The 23741-nt window shown below is 29.6% G+C and carries 22 protein-coding genes and 1 pseudogene; all 23 read left to right on the top strand.

What is annotated here, in order from left to right; translation table 11 throughout:
- The first annotated feature begins 50 nt into the window (after positions 1-50).
- The 23 genes and pseudogenes from rimP (at position 51) to FGK85_RS08525 (ending at position 23471) form a co-directional block, all read left to right on the top strand.
- Complete coding sequence (gene rimP / locus FGK85_RS08635) at positions 51-512, top strand: ribosome maturation factor RimP (protein ID WP_138205673.1); 462 nt, start codon at positions 51-53, stop codon at positions 510-512.
- 15 nt (positions 513-527) lie between these two features.
- A complete protein-coding gene (gene nusA, locus FGK85_RS08630) occupies positions 528-1595 on the top strand; it encodes a transcription termination factor NusA (RefSeq protein WP_138205671.1) in 1068 nt (355 codons plus the stop codon).
- Positions 1596-1605: 10 nt separating this feature from the next.
- Complete coding sequence (rnpM, locus tag FGK85_RS08625) at positions 1606-1875, top strand: RNase P modulator RnpM (protein WP_138205669.1); 270 nt, start codon at positions 1606-1608, stop codon at positions 1873-1875.
- The gene (locus tag FGK85_RS08620; RefSeq protein ID WP_138205667.1) at positions 1865-2176 is read left to right on the top strand and encodes a ribosomal L7Ae/L30e/S12e/Gadd45 family protein; all 312 of its coding nucleotides are present in this window, start codon (positions 1865-1867) and stop codon (positions 2174-2176) included. Before rnpM ends, FGK85_RS08620 begins: the two co-directional genes overlap by 11 nt.
- Before the next feature lie 20 nt (positions 2177-2196).
- On the top strand, positions 2197-4257 hold the full coding sequence (gene infB, locus FGK85_RS08615; RefSeq protein WP_138205665.1) for a translation initiation factor IF-2: 2061 nt from the start codon (positions 2197-2199) through the stop codon (positions 4255-4257).
- A gap of 27 nt (positions 4258-4284) precedes the next feature.
- Entirely contained in the window at positions 4285-4650 is a 366-nt protein-coding gene (gene rbfA / locus FGK85_RS08610; protein WP_138205663.1) for a 30S ribosome-binding factor RbfA, read from the top strand.
- Positions 4637-5599, top strand: a complete 963-nt coding sequence (locus FGK85_RS08605; RefSeq protein WP_138205661.1) for a DHH family phosphoesterase — start codon at positions 4637-4639, stop codon at positions 5597-5599. The genes rbfA and FGK85_RS08605 overlap by 14 nt, the downstream gene beginning before the upstream one ends.
- 2 nt (positions 5600-5601) lie before the next feature.
- Positions 5602-6471 (top strand): tRNA pseudouridine(55) synthase TruB, encoded by an 870-nt coding sequence (gene truB, locus FGK85_RS08600; RefSeq protein WP_138205659.1) that lies wholly within the window; start codon positions 5602-5604, stop codon positions 6469-6471.
- Between the two features lie 30 nt (positions 6472-6501).
- The gene (locus FGK85_RS08595; RefSeq protein WP_138205657.1) at positions 6502-7413 is read left to right on the top strand and encodes a bifunctional riboflavin kinase/FAD synthetase; all 912 of its coding nucleotides are present in this window, start codon (positions 6502-6504) and stop codon (positions 7411-7413) included.
- 141 nt (positions 7414-7554) lie between these two features.
- On the top strand, positions 7555-7818 hold the full coding sequence (gene rpsO, locus FGK85_RS08590; protein ID WP_138205655.1) for a 30S ribosomal protein S15: 264 nt from the start codon (positions 7555-7557) through the stop codon (positions 7816-7818).
- A gap of 96 nt (positions 7819-7914) precedes the next feature.
- A complete protein-coding gene (locus FGK85_RS08585; RefSeq protein WP_138205653.1) occupies positions 7915-10017 on the top strand; it encodes a polyribonucleotide nucleotidyltransferase in 2103 nt (700 codons plus the stop codon).
- 61 nt (positions 10018-10078) lie between these two features.
- Positions 10079-11338: a M16 family metallopeptidase gene (locus FGK85_RS08580; RefSeq protein ID WP_138205651.1), complete on the top strand. Its 1260-nt coding sequence runs from the start codon at positions 10079-10081 to the stop codon at positions 11336-11338.
- Positions 11339-11408: 70 nt separating this feature from the next.
- The gene (locus tag FGK85_RS08575) at positions 11409-11684 is read left to right on the top strand and encodes a YlmC/YmxH family sporulation protein (RefSeq protein WP_138205649.1); all 276 of its coding nucleotides are present in this window, start codon (positions 11409-11411) and stop codon (positions 11682-11684) included.
- Positions 11685-11703: 19 nt separating this feature from the next.
- A complete protein-coding gene (dapG, locus tag FGK85_RS08570; protein ID WP_138205647.1) occupies positions 11704-12894 on the top strand; it encodes an aspartate kinase in 1191 nt (396 codons plus the stop codon).
- 55 nt (positions 12895-12949) lie between these two features.
- Positions 12950-13648, top strand: a complete 699-nt coding sequence (locus FGK85_RS08565) for a ClpP family protease (protein WP_138205645.1) — start codon at positions 12950-12952, stop codon at positions 13646-13648.
- An 84-nt stretch (positions 13649-13732) separates the two neighbouring features.
- Positions 13733-15943 carry an FtsK/SpoIIIE family DNA translocase gene (locus FGK85_RS08560; RefSeq protein ID WP_138205642.1) on the top strand — a complete coding sequence of 737 codons (2211 nt, stop codon included), beginning with the start codon at positions 13733-13735 and terminating at the stop codon, positions 15941-15943.
- A 64-nt stretch (positions 15944-16007) separates the two neighbouring features.
- Positions 16008-17342, top strand: a complete 1335-nt coding sequence (rimO, locus tag FGK85_RS08555; protein ID WP_138205640.1) for a 30S ribosomal protein S12 methylthiotransferase RimO — start codon at positions 16008-16010, stop codon at positions 17340-17342.
- Positions 17326-17871 carry a CDP-diacylglycerol--glycerol-3-phosphate 3-phosphatidyltransferase gene (pgsA, locus tag FGK85_RS08550; protein ID WP_138205638.1) on the top strand — a complete coding sequence of 182 codons (546 nt, stop codon included), beginning with the start codon at positions 17326-17328 and terminating at the stop codon, positions 17869-17871. Before rimO ends, pgsA begins: the two co-directional genes overlap by 17 nt.
- Before the next feature lie 149 nt (positions 17872-18020).
- Positions 18021-19082, top strand: a complete 1062-nt coding sequence (gene recA / locus FGK85_RS08545; RefSeq protein ID WP_138205685.1) for a recombinase RecA — start codon at positions 18021-18023, stop codon at positions 19080-19082.
- A gap of 198 nt (positions 19083-19280) precedes the next feature.
- Positions 19281-20801, top strand: coding sequence for a ribonuclease Y (rny, locus tag FGK85_RS08540; RefSeq protein WP_396276656.1), 1521 nt, complete (start codon positions 19281-19283; stop codon positions 20799-20801).
- Between the two features lie 124 nt (positions 20802-20925).
- Positions 20926-21186, top strand: a complete 261-nt coding sequence (locus tag FGK85_RS08535) for a stage V sporulation protein S (RefSeq protein ID WP_138205634.1) — start codon at positions 20926-20928, stop codon at positions 21184-21186.
- A gap of 133 nt (positions 21187-21319) precedes the next feature.
- Positions 21320-22189: a decaprenyl-phosphate phosphoribosyltransferase gene (locus FGK85_RS08530; protein ID WP_138205632.1), complete on the top strand. Its 870-nt coding sequence runs from the start codon at positions 21320-21322 to the stop codon at positions 22187-22189.
- Positions 22190-22215: 26 nt separating this feature from the next.
- Positions 22216-23471, top strand: a pseudogene (locus FGK85_RS08525) (ArnT family glycosyltransferase).
- Positions 23472-23741 lie beyond the last annotated feature (270 nt).

Here is a 23741-nt window from a genome sequence, read left to right as displayed (position 1 = left end):
AGATAAAATACTATTAATACATCAATAATATAGATAAGGAGGTATGCCTAATGAATAATAGTGAATTAATGACTAATATTAATAAACTTGTAGAACCAATAGTATCGAGAAGCGGATACCAATTATATTATATAGAATTTGTAAAGGAACAAGGTGAAAACTTTCTTAGGATATATATAGATCATGAAAATGGTATAGGACTAAATGATTGTGAAAAAGTTAGCAGACAAATCAGTGATATGTTGGATCAAGAGGACCCAATTCCTGATAGTTATTATTTAGAAGTTTCATCGCCAGGAATAGAAAGACAACTATATACTGAAGGACATTTAAATAAATATATAGGAGAATCTATTACTATTAGATTAAATAAATTATTTAATGGCAGTAAAAAATTTATTGGAGTTTTAAAAGGTTTTAATGATTCCGAAATTACACTCACAAAGGAAGGGGAAGAAATTTCTATTCCTAGAGAAAAAATAAAGGCTATAAATTTAAACGGGGAGATTTAAGGAGGGTAAAAATAAATGAATGAAGAATTTATAGAATCATTAAAAGAAATAGTCAAGGAAAAAGGAATAGACGAAGATTTAATATTTTCCACAATTGAAGATGCATTAGTATTAGCATATAAGAAAAACTATGGAAGCAACAATTCAAATGTTAGAGTTGAAATGAATAGAGTTACAGGAGATATACATGTTTATTCTCAAAGAGATGTAGTTGAAGAAGTAGAAGATCCTATATGTCAAATAACTACTAAAGAGGCAAAAGAAATTGATCCAAAATACCAATTGGGTGATATAGTAGAATTAGAAGTTACCCCTAAGAAATTTGGTAGAGTGGCAGCACAATCAGCAAAACAAGTTGTTATTCAAAGAATTAAAGAAGCAGAAAGAAATATAATTTACAACGAATTCATCACTAAAGAATTCGATATAATGACTGGAACTGTTATTAGAAAAGATAGAGGTAATGTTTTTGTTAATCTTGGAAAAATTGAAGCTATATTAACTCCAAATGAGCAAATTTTAGGTGAACAGTATAATTTTAATGAAAAATTAAAATTATACATAGTAGAAGTAAAAAATACAACTAAGGGAGCACAAGTAGTAGTTTCTAGAACTCATCCAGGACTTATTAAAAGACTATTTGAACTAGAAGTTCCTGAAATTTATGATGGTACTGTTGAAATCAAAAGTATTTCAAGAGAAGCTGGTTCAAGAACTAAAATAGCTGTATATTCTAATGATGAAAATATAGATGCTATGGGAGCTTGTGTTGGACCTAAGGGAATAAGAGTTCAAAATATAGTAAATGAACTTAATAACGAAAAAATTGACATAATAAAATGGAGTAAGCTACCTGAAGAATATATATCTAATTCTCTAAGCCCTGCTAAAGTCATAAGCGTTGAAGTAGATGAAGATAATAAATCAGCTAAAGTAGTAGTAAAAGATGATCAACTTTCCCTAGCTATAGGTAAAGAAGGCCAAAATGTTAGATTAGCGGCTAAATTAACTGGTTGGAAAATCGACATCAAAAGTGAATCACAGGCAATGGAACAACAGGAAATAGATGTAAACGAGGAGTAGGTGTTTACTTATGAAAGTTAAAAAGATACCACAAAGAATGTGCACAGGCTGCATGGAAATGAAACCTAAAAAGGAATTAATAAGAATTGTTAAAAATAACGAAGGTGAAATATCTATGGATTTAACTGGTAAAAAACCAGGAAGAGGAGCTTATATTTGTAAAGATGTTGCATGTTTAGAAAAAGCCTTCAAAACAAAAAGATTAGAAAAAAACCTTAATTCTAAAATAGAAGAGGAAATTTATAATAAACTGAAAGAAGAGATATGCGATGAAAAGTAAATTTTTTCAGTTTTTAGGTATTGTTAAGAAATCAGGCAATCTTCTTGTAGGGTATAATAAATGTGAAGAGGCTATAAAAAAATCTAAAGTTTATCTTATTATATTATCTAAAGAATGTTCGGATAATACAAAAAATAAGTTTAGAAATTATTGCCAAAGATACCATGTGCCATTACTAGAGGACATATCTAGCGAAGATATAAGTGCAATTTTAGGAAGAGAAGGCTTAAATGTACTTGGAATTGTCAATGAAAAAATGAGCGAAAAACTAATTTTATTATTCAAAGAATTTAATAATTAATAACACGGGGGTGAATATTTATGACAAAAGTTAGAATATATGAATTAGCAAAGGAACTAGGTGTTTCTAGCAAAGAGTTAATAGATGTTCTATTTAACGAATTTGGAATAAAAGCTAAAAATCATATGAGCGTTATTGAATCAGAAGATGCTGATTTAATTAAAGAACTTTATGAAGAAAAAAATGATTCGGAAGATGAAGAGGTTGTAAATCCAAAAGACGGTAAAAAGAATATTAAGAATTCAAAAGATGGTAAAAAAGCTGATAAACCTCAAATGGTAAAAAATCAAACTAATGCAGCTAAAAAGAATGTAGATGAGGAAGAAATAATAATTGAAATGGAAGATACCATTACAGTTAAAGAATTTTCAGATAAACTAAAAAAACCTTATGCAGAAGTTATAAAGGAATTAATGCTTGTAGGCGTTATGGCTTCAGTTAACCAAGAAATAGATATAAATACTGCAGAAAAGGTTGCAGAAAAATTTAATGCATTAATTGCTCAAAAGGAAGAGGGCAATAATGAAGAGGAATTAGATGATATAGAACAAGAAGATAATGATGGAGGAGAAAAAAGACCTCCAATAGTTACAGTAATGGGTCACGTAGACCATGGTAAAACTTCTTTATTAGATGCTATAAGAAAGAGTAAAGTTACAAGCACTGAAGCTGGCGGAATCACTCAACATATAGGTGCATACACTGTTCAATTAAATGATGAAAAAATAACTTTTCTAGATACTCCAGGACACGAAGCATTTACTTCCATGAGAGCTAGAGGAGCTCAAATTACAGATATAGTAATACTAGTGGTAGCAGCTGATGATGGAATAATGCCTCAAACTAAAGAAGCTATAAGTCACTGTAAAGCTGCTAACGTTCCAATAATCGTGGCTATTAACAAAATGGATAAAGTTTCAGCAAATCCTGATAGAGTTAAGCAAGAGTTAACTGAATATGAACTTATACCAGAAGATTGGGGTGGAAACACTATTTGTGTTCCTGTATCAGCTCACACTAAAGAAGGTATAGATGAACTTCTAGAGATGGTTGTTTTAACATCAGAAATGTTAGAACTAAAAGCTGATCCAAAGAGAAGTGGAAAAGGTACTGTTGTAGAAGCAAAACTGGATAAAGGAAGAGGACCTGTCGCTACGTTATTAGTTCAAAATGGTACCTTAAGAACAGGTGATTCCATAATAGTTGGTTCTACTTATGGTAGAATAAGAGCTATGTTCGATGATAAAGGTAAAAAGATAAAATCCGCTGGTCCATCTATACCAGTAGAGATACTAGGCTTGTCTGAAGTTCCAGAAGCTGGAGATAAGTTCAATGTAGTTAAAGATGAAAAAACTGCTAGAATTATGGCTGAAAAGAGAAGAGAAAAAGACAGGGAGCAAAGACTTCATTCTTCACATAAAGTTTCTCTAGAAGATTTGTATAACCAAATACAAGAAGGTACTGTTAGAGAGCTTGATATAATAGTTAAAGCAGATGTTCAAGGTTCAGTAGAGGCTGTAAAACAATCTTTTGAAAAATTATCTACAGATTCAGTAAAAGTTAGAGTTATACATGGCGGCGTAGGTGCTATAAATGAAACAGACGTTATACTAGCAACTGCATCCACTGCTATAATAATAGGTTTTAATGTAAGACCAGATGGAAAAGCTTCAGAATTAGCTGAAAAGGAAAATGTAGACATTAAAACATATAGAGTTATATATGATGCTATAGAGGATATAAAGAAAGCTATGGTAGGTCTTTTAGAACCTGAATACAAAGAAGTAGTTCAAGGAACTGCAGAAGTTAGACAGACTTACAAAGTATCAAATATAGGAACTGTAGCAGGATGTTATGTTCTAAATGGAAAGATAACTAGAAATAGCAAGTTAAGAGTTATAAGGGATGGTATTGTAATATTTGAGTCGGAAATTGCATCTTTAAAGAGATTCAAGGACGATGTAAAAGAAGCTGCCACAGGGTATGAATGTGGTATAATGGTAGAAAACTTCAATGATATCAAAGAAGGAGATTTACTAGAGGCTTATATAATTGAAGAAATAAAACCTCAAACCTTATAATGTCCCTTACCAAAAGGAGTGATATTAATGGGAAAATATAGAGCCGGAAGAATAAATGAGGAATTAAAAAGAGAAATTAGTTCTATAATTCAAAATGACATAAAAGACCCTAGAGTAGGTACTATGATAAGTGTTACCGATGTAAATGTAACTAAAGATTTAAGATATGCTAAAGTATATGTAAGTATCTTTGGAGAAGAATCAGAAAAAGAAGAAACTCTTCAAATACTAAGAAACTCTTCAGGCTTCATAAGAGGTGAAGTTGGAAGAAGAGTTAATTTAAGACACACTCCTGAAATAATATTAGAGATGGACAATAGCATAGAACACGGAATGTATATAGACTCTCTTTTAGAAAAAATAAAGGAGCAAGGTCAAAATGATAATGAATGATATATTAAAAAAAATTAGTGAAAGTGAAAATATAGTTATAACTTTTCATGAATCTCCTGACGGTGATTCTATAGGAACTTCTTTAGCGCTTATGCAAGGGCTAAAGAAGTTTCATAAAAATGTAAAAATTATTTCCAAGGACTGTACACCAGATTATCTTCAGTTTTTACCCTATTCAAAAGAGATAGATGGTACAAAGAATTTTATACCTCAAAATACTGATTGTGTACTAGTGGTTGATTGTGGTGATGTTAAAAGAATAAATGTTGAAAATTTAGACTTGGAAAATAGAAAATATACACTAATAAATATAGATCACCATTTATCAAATGAAATGTATGGAGATTATAACTATGTAGATACTAATGCTATTGCTGTAGCGGAAATTATATACCAAATGCTAAAAATACTTAATGTGTCTATAGATGAAGATATGGCTACATGCTTGTATACTTCTTTAATAACAGATAGTGGTTCCTTCAGGCATTTAGGTACTACTTCTGTTACTCATGCTATTGCTGGAGATCTTATTAATGTAGGTATAGACTTCAGTGAAATTCATAGAAAGGTTTTTGAAAATAAACCTTTAAGTAAAATTAAATTATATGGAAAAATTATTGAAGATATGAAGATGTTTTTTAATGATAAATTATGTCTAATGAGGATAACCCAGGATATGATAAATTCATTAGGAATGGAAATTGATGATACTGGTGATGCTATATCTTTTGGCACTAGTATAAATACTGTAGAGGTAGCTGTACTTTTAAAAGAATGGAATAATGGCACTAAAGTAAGCTTAAGATCTAAAAATAAAGTTGATGTTAGAAAAATAGCTGAAACTTTTAATGGCGGTGGACATACAAGGGCAGCAGGTTTATTTTTAGAATTATCGATAGATAAAGCAGAAGAAACTATTAAAAAAGCACTAGAAAAAGAGTTGATATAAATATGGACGGAGTATTAAATATATATAAACCAGAAGGTATTACTTCCTTTGATGTAGTAAAAAGCATAAGGAAAATAACCGGGGAAAAAAAAGTTGGTCATGCAGGAACTTTAGATCCAATGGCTTCAGGAATACTTCCAGTATGTTTGGGCAAAGGAACAAAAATTATAGAATATATAATGGAAAATCATAAGGTTTATGTAGCTAAATTAAAATTAGGTATTATTACAGATACCTATGATAGAGAAGGCAAGAGTTTAGAAGAAAAACCTATAGATTGTATAAATAAGAAAAAAATAGAAGAGACGATAAAGTCTTTTGTAGGTGTAATAGAACAAGTCCCTCCTATGTATTCAGCTTTAAAAGTAAATGGCAAAAGACTTTATGAATTAGCCAGAAAAGGTATAGAAATAGAACGAACAGCTAGACAAATTAATATAGATAGTATAGATATATTAGAAATTGAAATACCTTATATAAAATTTAAAGTTCAGTGTTCTAAGGGAACTTATATAAGAAGTCTTTGCTATGATATAGGTAAATCATTAGGGGTAGGTGCCACCATGTGGGAACTTGAAAGGGTAGAAAATGGACCTTTTAAAAAGGAAAACTCTCAACCTCTTTCAAATATAAACCCTGAAAATATTAAAGAATTCTGTATTTCTATAGAAGAAGCTTTAAATAAGTACCCTAAACTTTCAGTAAAAGGGGAAACAGTAAAATTATTGCGAAATGGTGTTCAAGTAAAAAACAAATATCTCATAGGTGATATTCCTTTAAATAAAATGTATAGAATATATGATGAAGAAAGTTTTATGGGCATTGGAATCAGGACAGTTGATGGTTTGAAAATATCCAAGTTACTGTCTTAATCTATATATAATAAAATAGAGGTAATTTTTATGATAGTCATGGAAGATAAGTTTAACATTGTTTTACCATACAAAACATATGTGGCATTGGGTAATTTTGATGGATTACATATAGGTCATATGGAATTAATAAATAAAACTATAGAGCATGCAAAAAAAAATAATGTTAAGTCTATGGTTTATACTTTTAAAAACCACCCATTAAGTATAATAAATAGAAGTTTAGCTCCCAAAATTATACTTGATAATAACACTAAAATACAATGTCTAAATGAAATAGGGATAGATTTAGTAAATTTAGTTCCTTTTGATTATGAATATATGAATATAGAGCCAAGAAAATTTATAGAACTACTTATAAATCATTATAATATTAATGGAATTACTGTAGGATTCAATTTCAAGTTTGGAAAAAAGAATTCTGGTAATGTAAAACTTTTAAAAGAACTAAGCATTGAAATGGGATTTGAATTAAATATAATTGACCCTATTAAAATAGATGAAGATATAGTCAGTAGTACATATATAAGAAATTTAATTTCTAATGGTTATATAGAAAAAGCTAACAAACTACTTTATTCTGAATTATCTTTAAGTGGCAAAGTAATAGAAGGTAAAAAATTCGGGAATAAAATGGGGTTTCCTACTGCTAATATAGAATTTGACCAAAGCATAATAATTCCCAAAGCAGGAGTTTATTATACAAAAGTGCAGTATAAAAATAAATTTTATAAAGGCATAACAAATATTGGATATAGCCCTACTGTAGATGGTAAGAATTTCACTATAGAAACTCATATATTAGATTTTCAGGAAAATATATATGGAAAAGACATAAAAATTAGTTTTATAAGCAGAATTAGAGATGAAATTAAATTTAATAACATATATGAACTTATGGAACAACTGAATAAAGATAAAAATTTTGCTTATAAGCAATAATTTAAATGAAAAAATTACAAATTTTAATTTACAATATAAAATATATTTGTTATAATTACATAGTGAACCATAACCTATGAGTAATGCCTTGCCGACGTTATTCATGGATTAGTGGGGATTATCAATTGGAGGTGTACAATAATGGATAAGGCTAAAAAATTAGAAATAATCACAAAATTTGCTGCTCATGAAGGGGATACTGGTTCTCCAGAAGTGCAAATAGCATTACTAACTGAAAGAATCAACCACTTAAATGAACACTTAAAATCTCATAAAAAAGACCACCACTCAAGAAGAGGTCTTTTAATGATGGTTGGTAAAAGAAAAGGTCTTTTAAATTACTTAAAAGAGCGTGATATTGAAAGATATCGTAAGATCTTAGCTGAATTAAATCTAAGAAAGTAGCATAGAGCGGTTTATCCGCTCTATTTATATAGCGAAAAATAAAATTCAATACATAGGATATAATATTATTATTAGTATTGAAGGGAGGTACATATTATGAATAATGTGTGTGAAACAACCGTTGCAGGTAGAAAATTAACAGTAGAATTTGGTAAAATAGGCATGTTGTCTGATGCAGCAGTTTTAGTTAAATATGGCGATACAGTTATTTTAGTTAATGCAAATGCATCTGAGAAGCCTAGAGAGGGAATTGACTTTTTACCTTTTAGCGTAGAATACCAAGAGAGGCTTTATTCCGTTGGTAAAATACCTGGAGGATTTATTAAAAGAGAAGGTAAACCGTCAGATAAGTCCATACTTACAGCTCGTGCTATAGACAGACCTCTTAGACCTTTATTTCCAAAAGGATATAGAAATGATGTGCAAGTAGTTTGTACAGTTTTATCTGTTGAGCAAGATAACTTACCAGAAATATTAGCAGCTAATAGTGCATCTATCGCTTTATGTCTATCTAGTATTCCTTACTCAGAACCTGTAGGAACAGTATCAGTTGGAATGGTAGATGATAATTTTGTAATAAATCCTACAGTAGAGGAAAGGGAAAAAAGTCCTTTAAATTTAACAGTTTCAGCTACAAGAAACAGGGTTATGATGATAGAAGCTGGCGGAGATGAAATACCAGAAGATATTATGTATGATGCTATAATGTTTGGTTTTGAGGAATGTAAAAAAATAGCAGACTTCCAAATTAAATTAATGGAAGTAATGGGAAAAGAAAAGAAAGAGCCTATATGCTTTAAAGTTGATGAAGCTATCGAAAAAGAAGTAAGAGATTTTGCTTTTGATATGGTTAAAGAAGTAATGTATATAACTGACAAAGATGAAAGAAACCAAAAATTAGATACAGTTAAAGAAAAAATAGGTGAAGAATTTAATGAAAAATATCCTGATAATTTATTGGATATAGCAGATGTTGTATACCGAATGCAAAAAGAAGTAGTTAGAAACATGCTTCTAAATGAAAATAGAAGACCTGATGGCAGAACTTTTGATGAAATAAGGCCTATTAGTTGTGAAGTAGGATTACTTCCAAGAACTCATGGTACAGGATTATTTACAAGAGGAATGACTCAAGTTTTAACAGTAGCTACATTAGGAGCTTTAGGCGATGTGCAAATTATTGACGGTTTAGGTGCGGAAGAATCTAAAAGATATATGCACCATTATAATTTCCCATCTTATAGTGTAGGAGAAGTTGGTCCCCTTAGAGGTCCAGGAAGAAGAGAAATAGGTCATGGTGCTTTAGCTGAAAAAGCATTAGAACCATTAATTCCTTCAGAAGAACAATTCCCTTATACTATAAGATTAGTTTCTGAAGTATTGAGTTCTAATGGCTCTACATCACAAGCCAGTGTTTGCGGAAGTACATTAGCACTTTTAGATGCAGGTGTTCCAATAAAAAGACCAGCAGCAGGAATTGCCATGGGCTTAATCACTAGTGAAGATTTATCACATGAAGAAATTTTAACAGATATACAAGGTATAGAAGATTTCTTTGGTGATATGGATTTTAAAGTAGCAGGAACTGAAAAAGGTATAACAGCAATACAAGTAGATACAAAAATAGCAGGACTTTCTAAAGAATGTATAAAAACTGCAATGAACGATGCAAAAAAAGCAAGACTGCATATATTAGGTAAAATAAATGAATGTATTCCAGCTCCTAGAGAGGAATTATCTAAATATGCACCTAGAGCATATACTATGTCAATAAATCCTGAAAAAATAAGAGATGTAATCGGTAAAGGCGGAGAAAACATCAATAAGATTATAAGCCAGACTGGTGTAAAGATAGATATTAAAGAGGATGGAACTATATTCATACTTTCTAGTGATAAATTAAGCGCTGATACCGCTATACAAATGATAGAAAATGTAACTAGAGATGTGGTTATTGGAGAAATATATTTAGGAAAGGTAACTAAAATAACTAATTTTGGTGCTTTTGTTGAAATACTTCCGGGAAAAGAAGGATTAGTTCATATATCCCAATTAGACTTTAAACACATAAATAAAGTAGAAGACATCGTATCACAAGGTGATGAAATATTAGTAAAAGTTACTGAAATAGATAAGCAAGGAAGAGTAAATTTATCTAGAAAAGATGCTATAAAGGAATCTGCAAATAAAGAAGATTAAAAATAGAAGGGCATTAATGCCTTTTTATTTTTTTATTATATATTACAGAAGGGTGAAGTAAATGTATAAGCTTATAAAATTAGATAATGGATTGAGGATAGTACTAGAACATATTCCATATGTAAGTTCTGTAAGTGTAGGAGTTTTTGTTCAAACAGGATCAAGAAATGAAAATAAACATAATAATGGAATTTCACACTTTATAGAACATATGTTGTTTAAAGGTACAAATAAAAGAGCAGGAAAAGAAATAGCTGAAACTATTGAAAATGTTGGTGGACAAATCAACGCTTTTACAAGTAAGGAAATGACTTGTTTTTATACCAAAAGCTTAAATACTCATTTGGATTTATCTTTAGATGTACTATCTGATATATTATTAAACTCAAAATTAGCAGATGAAGATATTGAAAAAGAAAAAAATGTAATTTATGAAGAAATAAACATGAGTGAAGATTCACCAGAAGATGTATTAATGGATTTGCATAGCATTGCTATTTGGGGTGAGGACTCTTTATCTTTGCCTATATTAGGAACTAAAGAAAGCTTAAAAGGCTTTAATAGAGAAATACTAAAAGAATATATGGGTAAGTATTACATACCTGATAACTCTGTAATATCCATATGCGGAAATTTTAATGTAACTACCATTGAAAGCTTAGTAGATAAATATTTTGGTCATTGGAATGTAAATGAAAATAGTAAAGTATTAACTAATTACTCTAGTCCTTTAATTTTAAAAGACAACTTATATAGAAAAAAAGAAATAGAACAATTACATATAAGTTTAGGTATACCAGGAATCGAAATGGGTAATGATTCTATATATCCTTTATTAATATTAACCAACATATTAGGAGGAGGGGCCTCATCTATCCTATTTCAAAAATTAAGAGAAGAAATGAGTATTTGTTACTCAGTTTATTGTGGTTTATCTTCTATGAAAAATACTGGAATTATCAATATATATTTGGGATTAAATACAGCTGTAGCTGCAAAAGCAATTAATGCTATAAAAGAGCAAATGAGTATTTTTACAAAAAAAGGTATAAATGAAGTTCAACTTTATAATGGCAAGGAACAATTAAAGGGAAGCTACATACTAGGATTAGAAAGCACTAGTAGTAGAATGTTTTCTAATGGCAAATCTGCCTTGTTTTTAAACAAAATTAAAACTCCAGAAGAGATTTTAAATAAAATTGATAAAATATCCATGGAACATGTAAATGAAGTCATGGAGCATACCTTTAAACAAGGAATTGTGAACTCATCCTTTGTGGGGGATATTTCTAATATAGATGAAATAATTAGTCATTTGTAATATTCCATCAATGCTTTTCATAGTATTTTTATAAAGATATTATGTGAAAAGCATTATGGGAGGGATTTTCATGGAAGATAATATAAGACTATTTAGTTCTATGGATCATTTTGAAATAATAAATATAAATGATGGTGACAAGCACGGGTATTTATGTAATAATGATATTGTAATTGATGAAAATGGGAAATTTAAATGTTTAATTTTAAATGAACCTAAAAATAAATTCTCTTTTTTTAATAATACTACTTTTAGTGAGGTTCCTTGGGAGTATATAAAAAAAATAGGTTCTAAAACTATTATAATAGATATAGACGACAAACTGATGAAAAAAACTGGTATATAATTGGAGGCTGAAAGTAAAAATGAAAATAATTGTTCAAAAATTTGGAGGTACTTCTGTATCAACACATGAAAAAAGATTATTAGTTATGGATAAGGTTATGCAAGCCAAAAGACTAGGTTATAGTCCTGTGGTAGTAGTATCTGCTATGGGAAGAAAAGGTGAACCTTATGCTACAGATACATTATTATCTTTAGTTGACAATAGTTTCAAAGCATATAATCCTTTAGGTGCTGATTTACTTATGAGTTGTGGAGAAATTATAAGTACTGTTGTTATGAGTTATGAATTTAGTAAAAAGAATATTTCAGCAGTGCCCTTAACTGGAGGGCAAGCAGGTATAATTACTGATGGAAATTATGGCAATGCAGAAGTTAAAGATACAAATGTAGAAAACATAATGACTGTATTAGAATCAGGCCAAATACCAATTATAGCCGGATTTCAAGGGAGAACAGAGGATGGTTATATAACTACTCTTGGAAGGGGTGCTAGCGATTTTACCGCTGCAATTCTTGGAGTAGCTTTAAAAGCTGAAAAAATAGAAATTTATACGGATGTAGATGGAATAATGACTGCAGACCCTAGAGTGGTTTCAGAGGCCTCTTTAATAAAAGAAATAAGTTATAATGAGGTTTTCCAATTTGCAGATCAAGGAGCAAAAGTAATTCACCCTAGAGCTGTGGATGTAGCAATGAAGGGAAATGTTCCTTTAGTCATAAAAAATACTTTAACTGATAGTGAAGGTACTATAATAAATATTTTAGGAAATGTAAATTCCAATAATATTATTACAGGAATTACTTCTATGGACAATAGAAGCCAAGTAAGAGTTAAGTTTAGTGAAGAAAATGATTATAATAATATTTTTGAGATATTAGCTAATAATTCCATAAGCATAGATCTTATAAATATCTTTCCAAAAGAAACAGTATTCACTATAAATGAAGAAGATATGAGTAAGTTTAATTATCTAATGGAGAAATTAGAATTATCCTATTCAATAATTGAAAATTGCAGTAAAATTTCAATTATTGGTTCCAGAATGCGAGGAATACCAGGAGTTATGGCTAGAATATTAAAGGTTTTAACGAAAGAAAATATAGAGGTACTTCAAACTGCAGATTCCCATACCACTATTTGGTGCTTAGTAGAATCTAAAAATTGCAAAAAAGCAATAAATGCTCTTCATAAAGAATTTAAATTAGGATAAATGAATATATATATTGTTCCTAACACAAAATATTACTGTTAGGAGGAATGTATATATGAATACTGACAATGAACAAAAAATTCAAGAAGAAAAAGAAAATATTAGAGAAAATATAAAGGAATTAGGGATATCCAATTTACCTGTATCTACGGACCCCATAAGGATTTTACCTATAATAGGTCAAGTAGAAGGTCATATGATGTTGCCGCCTCAAACTAAAGCCACTAAATACGAACATGTTATACCACAACTTATAGATGCAGAAAGAGATGAAAATACAAAAGGTTTATTAATAATATTAAACACTGTTGGAGGAGATGTAGAAGCGGGGCTTGCCATTGCTGAAATGATAAGAAGTCTTTCAATACCAACAGTATCCTTAGTGATTGGAGGAGGTCATTCCATAGGAGTTCCTCTAGCTACTTCAGCTAAATATTCCTTCATATCACCTTCTGCAACCATGATAATCCATCCTATAAGAATGAATGGTTTAGTCATAGGGGTTCCTCAAACTTTTGAGTATTTTAATAAAATGCAAGAAAGAATAGTGGAGTTTATTGTGAGAACATCTAAAATTAAAAAAGAAACTTTAAAGAACATGATGTTAGCAACGGATGAGCTTTTAAATGATATGGGAACCATATTAATAGGTGAAAAAGCTGTAGAATATGGACTTATAGATGAGGTAGGTGGAATAAATAGCGCTTTGACCAAATTAAATTCTATGATAAATAATTCCGAAAACCATAGGTAATTCCTATGGTTATATTTTATTTATATTTTAAATATAAAAGGATATTTACGTGTTATGTAGAAATATTTTTTGGAGGTGAGCTTATTGGGCAAAAAAAGAAAAACAACCAAGAATAATACAAATCGACACAATGAAATAAAGGGGCTGTGTTTAATAACCTTTGGTTTATTATCTATATTTAGTATATACATGACAAAATCTTCAGGAATTTTCGGTAAATTTATAAAAAGCACATTTATTTTGATGTGCGGAATAGGAACTTATGTTTTACCATTTCTTATTATTCTTTTAGGAATAATGTATATATATAGTGGCGGCAAAATAAAAGTGAATACAAAGTTTTATGGAATAATTTTATTTTTTATAAATACTTTATTTTTTGTTGGAATGTTATCTATAGATAAATACTATTCAGCTAATGAGACACTACAAGGTATTAAGAAAATATGGACCTCGTCTAGTGCATTACATGGAGGAATTATAGCATATATTATAGATGTTCAATTATATAAGCTTTTTGGAAAGGTTGGTAGCTACATTATATTTTTATGTCTATATATAATATCCTCAATAATAATGCTAAATTTATCATTAGGTAATATTATTTATAATATTAAAGCTAAATTGACCCAAATAAAAAGACATAATGAAGAATGTGCTAATAACGAGGTAAAAGAAAGTGCAATTACAGAATACACAGAACCAAAACTATTAAATGAAAAAAATGATAAAATAAAAATAATAGACTTTCTTAAAAATAGTTTTCAAGATGAAGAAATTAAGGACAATAATAAATCTACTCCTCATGTAGAAGATTCTAGTGAAAATATAAATGATCAACTTTCTAGAGAAATAGAAAAAAGCTCTTCCATGTCAGAGGAAATAAATTACATACATCCTTCTATAGAACTTTTAAATATAAATGATTTATCTAAAATGAAAAAAGGAGATAAACGAGACTTAATAAATAGTGCTAATAAACTTGAAGAAACTTTAAGTAGTTTTGGAGTAGAAGCAAAGGTGCTTCAAGTAACTAAAGGGCCTTCTGTAACCAGATATGAATTGCAACCTGACGCGGGAGTTAAAGTAAGTAAGATTGTTAATTTATCAGATGATATAGCTCTTAGTTTAGCGGCATCTGCTGTAAGAATAGAAGCACCTATACCTGGTAAATCTGCAGTAGGTATAGAGATTCCAAATAAGGAATTAACTCCAGTTTATATAAGAGAAGTTATAGAAAGTGACGAATTTATAAGTTCTAATAAAGCTGTAACCTTTTGCTTAGGAAAAGATATATCCGGTAAATGTGTAGTAGCAGACTTAAGTAAAATGCCCCATCTTTTGGTGGCTGGTGCTACTGGTTCTGGTAAGAGCGTTTGTATAAACACTTTAATTATAAGTTTACTATATAAATATTCCCCGAGGGATATAAAATTACTTTTAATAGACCCTAAGGTGGTTGAATTAAGCATTTACAATGGAATACCTCATCTTTTAATACCAGTAGTAACAGATCCTAAAAAGTCCGCTGGAGCACTTAACTGGGCGGTAAATGAAATGACCAGACGATATAAACTATTTGCAGATAATAGTGTTAGAAATATAGATGGATATAATGAACTTCATTCAAAGGGTATAGTAGATGAGAAATTACCTTTCATTGTTATTATAATAGATGAGTTGGCTGACCTAATGATGGTTTGTCCTGGAGAAGTAGAAGAATATATAGGTAGATTAGCTCAAATGGCTAGGGCTGCTGGCATGCACTTAGTAATTGCTACTCAAAGACCATCAGTAGATGTAATAACTGGAGTAATTAAAGCTAATATTCCATCTAGAATTTCCTTTGCTGTTTCAAGTCAAATAGATTCTAGAACCATTTTAGATTCTTCAGGAGCAGAAAAACTTCTAGGAAAGGGCGATATGCTTTTTTATCCAGTAGGTGAATCAAAACCGATTAGAATACAAGGTGCATTTATTTCTGAAGAAGAAGTTGAAAATGTAGTTCAATTCATAAAAGATAAACATGAGGAAATAGATTATAAAGAGGAAATAATAGATCAAATTAATTCTTCAGTGGAAAAAAACGATACGGATGAAGATGAATTATTGGATACTGCCATAGATATAATTATACAAGAAGGACAAGCATCCACATCCCTATTGCAAAGGAAATTAAAAATAGGCTATAATAGAGCTGCTAGAATAATAGAGCAATTAGAAGATAAAGGAGTAATTTCGGGAAGAAATGGAAGTAAACCTAGACAAGTATTATTAGATAATAAAAATGAATAAGAATTTATTTCCAAGGAAATAAATGTAATAGTGAGGAAATAAATGTTAACAGGGAGGAAATAGTGTGAGCAAATACAAAGTTGGTCTTATAAGTTTAGGCTGCGATAAAAACAGAATTGATTCAGAAATAATTTTAGGTAAACTATATGAAAAATACGAAATAGTTAATGAACCGAACAGTGCAAATATAATAATAGTTAATACTTGTGGGTTTATAGAAGAAGCAAAGCAAGAAGCCATAAATACAATATTAGAAATGTCTCAATATAAAAATGGAAATTGTAAACTATTAATAGCTACAGGGTGTCTTACTCAAAGATACGGAAAAGAACTTCTAGAACTTATTCCTGAACTAGATTTGATTTATGGTGTAAATGATTATGATAGTTTATTAAAAGGGATTGATGAATTTTTAACCACAAATGAAAAAAAGGATTATTGTAATTACAGTAATTACTCTATAAATGAAGGTGAAAGAATATTAACTACTCCTTCACATACAGCTTACCTAAGAGTAGCAGAGGGTTGTAGTAATTATTGTTCTTATTGTGCAATACCTTATATACGTGGACAATATAGAAGTAGAAAATTGGAGGATATTATACAGGAAGCTAATGAACTTGCTAAAAAGGGTGTAAAGGAAATTATTTTAGTTGCTCAAGATACCACTAAATATGGTGTTGATATATATGGAGATAATAAAATACACCAATTAATAAAAGAAATATCTAATATAGATTCCATCCATTGGATAAGAATTTTATATTGCTATCCAGAGGAAATAAAGGAAAATTTAATAGATGAAATGGCTATAAATCCCAAGGTATGCCATTATATAGATTTACCTCTTCAACACATAAGTAACAATGTGCTTAAAAACATGAGAAGAAAAAGTAAAAAAGAAGATATATTAAAAACAATAAACTATATAAGGACTAAAATGCCTGATGTAGTTTTAAGAACTTCTATTATCACAGGATTTCCTGGGGAAACTGAAGAAGATTTTTGTGAATTAAAGGATTTTATTAAGAATGTAAAAATTGATAAATTAGGAGTATTTAAATATTCACAAGAAGAAGGAACCAAAGCAGCTTTGATGGATAACCAAATAGTAGAAGAAGTTAAAGAAGAACGATACAGGGAACTAATGCTTGAACAGCAAAAGGTTTCTATAGAAAAAAATAATAATAAAATAGGAAAAATATATGAAGTTCTTGTAGAAGGTACTAAGGATGACTATTGGTATGGAAGAAGTTATGAAATGGCTCCAGAAATTGATGGTGCAGTTTGGTTTAAATGTGATAAAATATTAGATGTAGGAAACTTTATAAAAATAAAAGTTACCGAAGCATTAGAATATGATTTAATAGGAGTTGTATGTGATGAATCTTGCAAATAAGTTAACACTAATAAGAATTTTTTTAGTACCTATATTTTTAATTTTTATTACTGTAACAGAGATACCTTATGGTACCACTATTGCAACTATTATATTTATTGGAGCTTCCTTAACAGATAAACTAGATGGTTATATAGCTAGAAGCAGAAATCAAGTAACTCGCTTTGGAAAGTTTATGGATCCACTAGCAGATAAATTGTTAGTTACAGCGGCTCTAATAGCTTTAGTTCAATTTCATATAATAGGAACTTGGGCAGCAGTTATAATAATAGCTAGGGAATTTGCTGTAACAGGGTTGAGAACTATAGCAGCTTCCGAGGGGATAGTTATTGCTGCTAGCTGGTGGGGGAAAATTAAAACTGTAATTCAAATGGTTGCCATAATAATTTCATTAATAAGTAAAACTTATCCTGAACATTGGATTATATTATTATCTAAAATAACTATATTGTTAGCAGTAATAATAACTATAATTTCAGGTATAGATTACTTTGTAAAAAATAAAGAAGTTTTAAAATTAGATAAGTGATTAAAATTTGTATATAAGGTTAATAATTAAAATAAAAGTTCCTACAAAAATGTAGTAGGGGCTTTTTACATATGTTGACCTATATAAATATATATTATATAATAAGAACAATCGTTCGAAAGGAAGGTGAATCCCTTAAGGGAGATAATATGAATAATGAAAAATTAAAAGCATTAGATGCTGCTTTAAGCCAAATTCAAAAACAATTTGGTAAAGGTTCAGTAATGAAATTAGGAGAACATGAAATTCCTAAATTAGATTGTGTTTCTACAGGATGCTTAAGTTTAGATATTGCTTTAGGTATAGGTGGAGTGCCAAAGGGGAGAATAGTAGAAATATATGGACCAGAATCCTCAGGAAAAACTACAGTAGCCCTTCATATAATAGCAGAAGCTCAAAAAACTGGTGGAACAGCAGCCTTTATCGATGCAGAACACGCATTAGATCCTAATTATGCCCATGATTTAGGAGTAGATGTAGAAAATTTAATAGTTTCTCAACCAGATACAGGAGAGCAGGCTCTTGAAATAGCTGAGGCTTTGGTTAGGTCTGGAGCTGTAGACGTAATAGTAGTTGACTCTGTAGCAGCCCTTGTTCCAAGAGCTGAAATAGAAGGAGAAATGGGTGATTCTCACGTAGGACTTCAAGCTAGATTAATGTCACAAGCTTTAAGAAAACTAGCTGGTTCTATAAATAAGTCAAATTGTATAGCTATATTTATAAATCAGCTAAGAGAAAAAGTTGGAATAATGTTTGGAAATCCTGAGACTACACCTGGTGGAAGAGCATTAAAATTTTATTCTTCTGTCAGAATGGATGTAAGAAAAATAGACAACATAAAACAAGGAGAAGATGTTTTAGGTAACAGAACAAGAGTAAAAGTAGTTAAAAATAAAGTAGCTCCCCCTTTTAAAAAAGCTGAATTTGACATCATGTACGGTGTGGGCATATCTAGAGAGGGTAATGTTTTAGATATGGGAGTAGAAGAGGATATAGTAAACAAAAGTGGAGCATGGTTCTCTTATGGTGATACTCGTTTAGGTCAAGGAAGAGAAAACTCTAAACAGTTTTTAAAAGATAATCCTTCATTACTTTTGGAAATAGAAAATAAAGTACGAGAAAAAAATGGATTAAAATCTATTGAAAATAAAATAGATGCTAAAGATAAAGCTAAAGAAGAGAAAAAAGAAAAAAAATCAGATTTACAGTAATATATGAATTGAATAATTCTTATGATTTTGTAATCTTGACATATATATAAAAGTAATATAAAATAAATACAAATACTGGTTTATTATGTATCAATAATTTTAGTAAATGAAACACCTTTTTAAAGCGTTCGTTTTGCTCCTTTTGACGGAAACCGAATAAGCAAGGGAGGTGTTGAAATGCCTATACAGTATACAATAATGGCAGTTATAGCTTTTCTACTTATAGCTTTTACTACTATAGTATATATAAGAAAAAATATTTCCAATGCTAACATAGCTAAAGCTGAGGAAAAAGGAAACAATATTATAGAAGAAGCTAAAAAAGAAGCAGAATCTGCTAAGAAAGAAGCCGTTTTAGAGGCTAAAGAAGAAGTCCACAAATTAAGAAATGACCTTGAAAAAGAATCAAGAGAAAGACGTAATGAAATCCAAAGACTAGAAAGAAGAAATCTTCAAAGAGAAGAATCTTTGGATAAGAAAAGTGAAATTTTAGAAAAGAAAGAAGAGACTATTAATAAGAGACATCAAGAGCTTGAAGAAATTCAACAAAAAGTTGAAGGTTTGTATCTAAGTCAAAAACAGGAGTTAGAGAGAATTTCTAATTTAACTTCTGATGAGGCTAAAGAATTATTATTAGATCAAACTAGAAAAGAGATAAGACATGATCTTGCAATGCTAATTAAGGAAGAGGAAACAAAAATAAAAGAAGAAGCCAACAAAAAAGCATGTGAAATTATAGCTTATGCTATTCAAAGATGTGCTGCGGATCATGTAGCTGAAACTACAGTACATGTAGTTGCTCTTCCTAATGATGAAATGAAGGGAAGAATTATTGGTAGAGAGGGAAGAAATATAAGAACTCTTGAAACCCTAACTGGTGTAGATCTTATAATAGATGATACTCCAGAAGCTGTTATTCTTTCTGCATTTGATCCTATAAGAAGAGAAGTAGCTAGAATTGCTCTTGAAAAGTTAATAGTTGATGGAAGAATTCATCCTGCAAGAATAGAAGAAATGGTAGAAAAAGCCAAAAAAGAAGTTGAAAACATAATTAGAGAAGAAGGGGAACAAGCTACATTTGAAACCGGTATACATGGACTTCACTCAGAACTTATTAAACTTCTAGGAAGATTAAAGTACAGAACAAGCTATGGACAAAATGTATTAAAGCATTCTATGGAAGTAGCTCATCTTGCTGGACTTATGGCTTCAGAACTTGGAATTGACCCTGCACTTGCTAAGAGAGCTGGATTACTTCATGATATAGGTAAAGCTGTTGACCACGAAGTAGAAGGTCCTCATGCTGCTATAGGAGCAGAAATTGCCAAGAAATATAAGGAATCTTCTGTAATAGTTAATGCTATAGAAGCTCATCATGGTGATGTAGAACCTCAATCTTTAGAGGCTGTACTTGTTCAAGCTGCTGACGCTATATCGGCTGCTCGACCTGGAGCAAGAAGAGAAACTTTAGAAGCTTACATTAAGAGATTAGAAAAATTAGAAGAAATAGCTAATGATTTTGAAGGGGTAGAAAAGTCATTTGCAATACAAGCTGGTAGAGAAATTAGAATAATGGTAAAACCAGATAGTATAGATGATTTTGCTACTGTTGAAATGGCTAGAAATTTAGCAAAAAGAATTGAAAACGAGTTAGAATATCCAGGACAAATAAAAATTAATGTTATAAGAGAAACAAGAGCGGTGGAATACGCTAAATAAAATTTAATGTGAAGGCCCTTTTAAAGTTTGTATTTTTTAAAACAAAATTTAAAAGGGTTTTTGATTTTTTTGTAGAATAGTATGATAAGAGTTATACTATAAGAGTTACATTAGGAGGTTTAAGATGGAAGTATTAAAGGTTTCAGCTAAATCAGTACCAAACAAAGTAGCAGGCGCATTAGCAGGAGTAATAAGAGAAAATAATGTTGCAGAAATACAAGCTATAGGGGCAGGTGCTATAAATCAAGCTATTAAATCTATTGCCATTGCAAGGGGATTTATGGCTCCAAGTGGTATAGATCTTGTTTGTATACCAGCTTTTACAGATATTAAAATTGAAAGTGAAGAGAGAACAGCAATAAAACTTATAGTTCAACCAAGATAATTGATATTATAACAAATGAAAATGTTTTCTTAGAACTTGTTTTTAGAATGTTTAAAAACAAGTTCTTTTAATTTAATGAAAAATATATTAAAATCTTATAGAACCCTTATTAATATTTTGAAAGGAGAAAATTATGAATTTAAACTTTAAAGAAATGATTAAACTAATTAGGCCAAAGCAATGGATAAAAAATTCTTTTGTATTTGCAGCAATAGTTTTCTCAGGCAATTTTGGTAATATGGACTTGCTTAAGAATAACATTATAACCTTTGTAATATTTTGTTTAACATCATCTTGTATTTATGTATTAAATGATATTATAGATATAGAGAAAGATAGATGTCATCCTGAAAAGAAGAATAGACCTTTAGCTAGTGGAAAAGTCACCAAAAATCAAGGTGTAGTGTTGGATATTTTATTATTAATATCAGTGATAGTGTTAGGATTAACTGTTGATTATAAAATATTTATGATAAGTTTGGCGTATATAATATTAAACATACTATACACATTCAAATTAAAAAATGTCGTTATAATTGATGTTATGGTTATTACATTAGGTTTTGTTTTAAGAGTAGAAAGTGGTAGTGTAGCTACTAATGTTGTTTTATCTCCTTGGCTTATTTTATGTACGGTTTTATTATCTTTATTTTTAGCTTTAAATAAAAGAAAAAGTGAAATTAAAATGCTAAAGGATAGTAGTACAAAACATAGAGCTATTTTAAAAGATTATTCTATAGAATTCATAGACAACATGCTAGGCATAATAACACCATCTATTTTCATTGCTTACTGCTTATATACATTTAATTCTGTGCAAAGCAGAACAATGATGATTACTATAGCATTTGTTTTATATGGAGTGTTTAGGTATCAATATCTTATGGAAAAAGCTAATATAGGATCTAAACCAGAAGATGTATTTACAAAAGATATACCATTTTTAATAAATATAATATTATGGGGAATCAGTATACTTACAATAATATATTTTAAGCTATAAAATAAGTGAAAGAATCAAAGAAAATTATGAGGAGTTATGTTATGTTAGAAAAAAGCTACAAGAAAAATTATTATTTTGCCATAGGGATCTTTATACTTATTAATATACTATGGATATGCACAGTGAATACCCAACCTTTTTCGGATTTTCAATACTATCATGAGCTAGCAAAACAAATAGCTCTTGGAGGTATTTGGGGAAATACCTATACATCCATTGGATATTCAATATTTTAGCTGCTTTTTATAAAATATTCGGAGCTAATATATTAGTTGGAAAAATAGTGAATTTAATATTAAGTTTATTATCTATAATTTTATTTAAAAAAATATTAGAATTTACTTCTATGGAGGAGAAAAGTAAATTTATAGTTTTTATATTGTTTGCTTTTTTCCCAAGTACAATATTCTACAATACTATTTTAGGAAGTGAAGTACTCTTTACATTTTTAATGCTACTAGTAACATACTTGTTTTTTAAAGAAAATTTTAAGTTTAAATATATTTATATAGGCATATTAGTAGGAATAAATACAATGGTTAAACCTTTTTTTATTGTATACTTCTTTGCTATATTTTTATATAAGATAATATTTAAAGAAAATATATTAAAAACCATAAAAGAATCTTTTTCCATACTTTTAATTGCTTTATTAGTTTTATCCCCTTGGGCATATAGAAATACAAAATATAATGGTGAATTTACTTTTGTATCAAATAACGGTGGAATTGTTCTTTATATAAATAACAATTCTCAAAATAAACTTGGAAGATGGATGCCTGCAAAAGAAGTGGAAAATTCCATAGTAAATAAAGAAGAATATAAAAATGCAAATATGACTGCACAAAATAAAATGCTTAAAAATGCAGCTAAGGAATGGATAAAGAATCATCCAAAGGAATTTACTATTTTAGGTCTTAAGAGACTAGGAAACACTTATTTTGTAGGAGATGATTTAGCTTACAGTCTTCAAGGCGTTAATTTAAATGAAAGTACTAAATTTAAAATGTATTACGCTTATGGAACATTTAGGGCTATTTTCTTACTTATAGCACTATGTTATATAGTTTATTATAGTATATACATTATCTACTGTTTACTAAAGAAAAGAGTAGATAAATTAGATAACCTTACTGTTTACCTTTGTATTTTATTTTACATGTTTACCTGTGTTTATTTTGTAACAGAAGGACAAGCTAGATATTCATTCCCTATGATATTTATTTTCTGTTACACTTTTTATAAATTTATAGTTATGATAAAAAATAAACAGATCTCTTAGCTTCAGATGGAGTTTTTACTCCAACTAAAGGTTAGAGATCGTTATCTAGGGACGTAGCTGCCGTTATCTCCCACTTTGTTAGAAGTGGGAGTGTTACGGCAGCTACGTCTCTGGATAAATTAAAGCTTAAAAAAATTAAACTTAAATAAGCAATTTGGTAATATGTCAAGAACAAAATAAAAGAAAAATGAAATGATTTCTTTAAAAAAGGGTAACCTTAACAAGCATACAGTCCAATAAGAATGTATGTTTGTATAATTATGAAATTTA

This window comes from Haloimpatiens lingqiaonensis (genome assembly GCF_901447495.1).
Taxonomy (GTDB): Bacteria; Bacillota; Clostridia; order Clostridiales; family Clostridiaceae; genus Haloimpatiens; species Haloimpatiens lingqiaonensis.
This window is presented reverse-complemented; position numbering and strand designations above follow the sequence as displayed.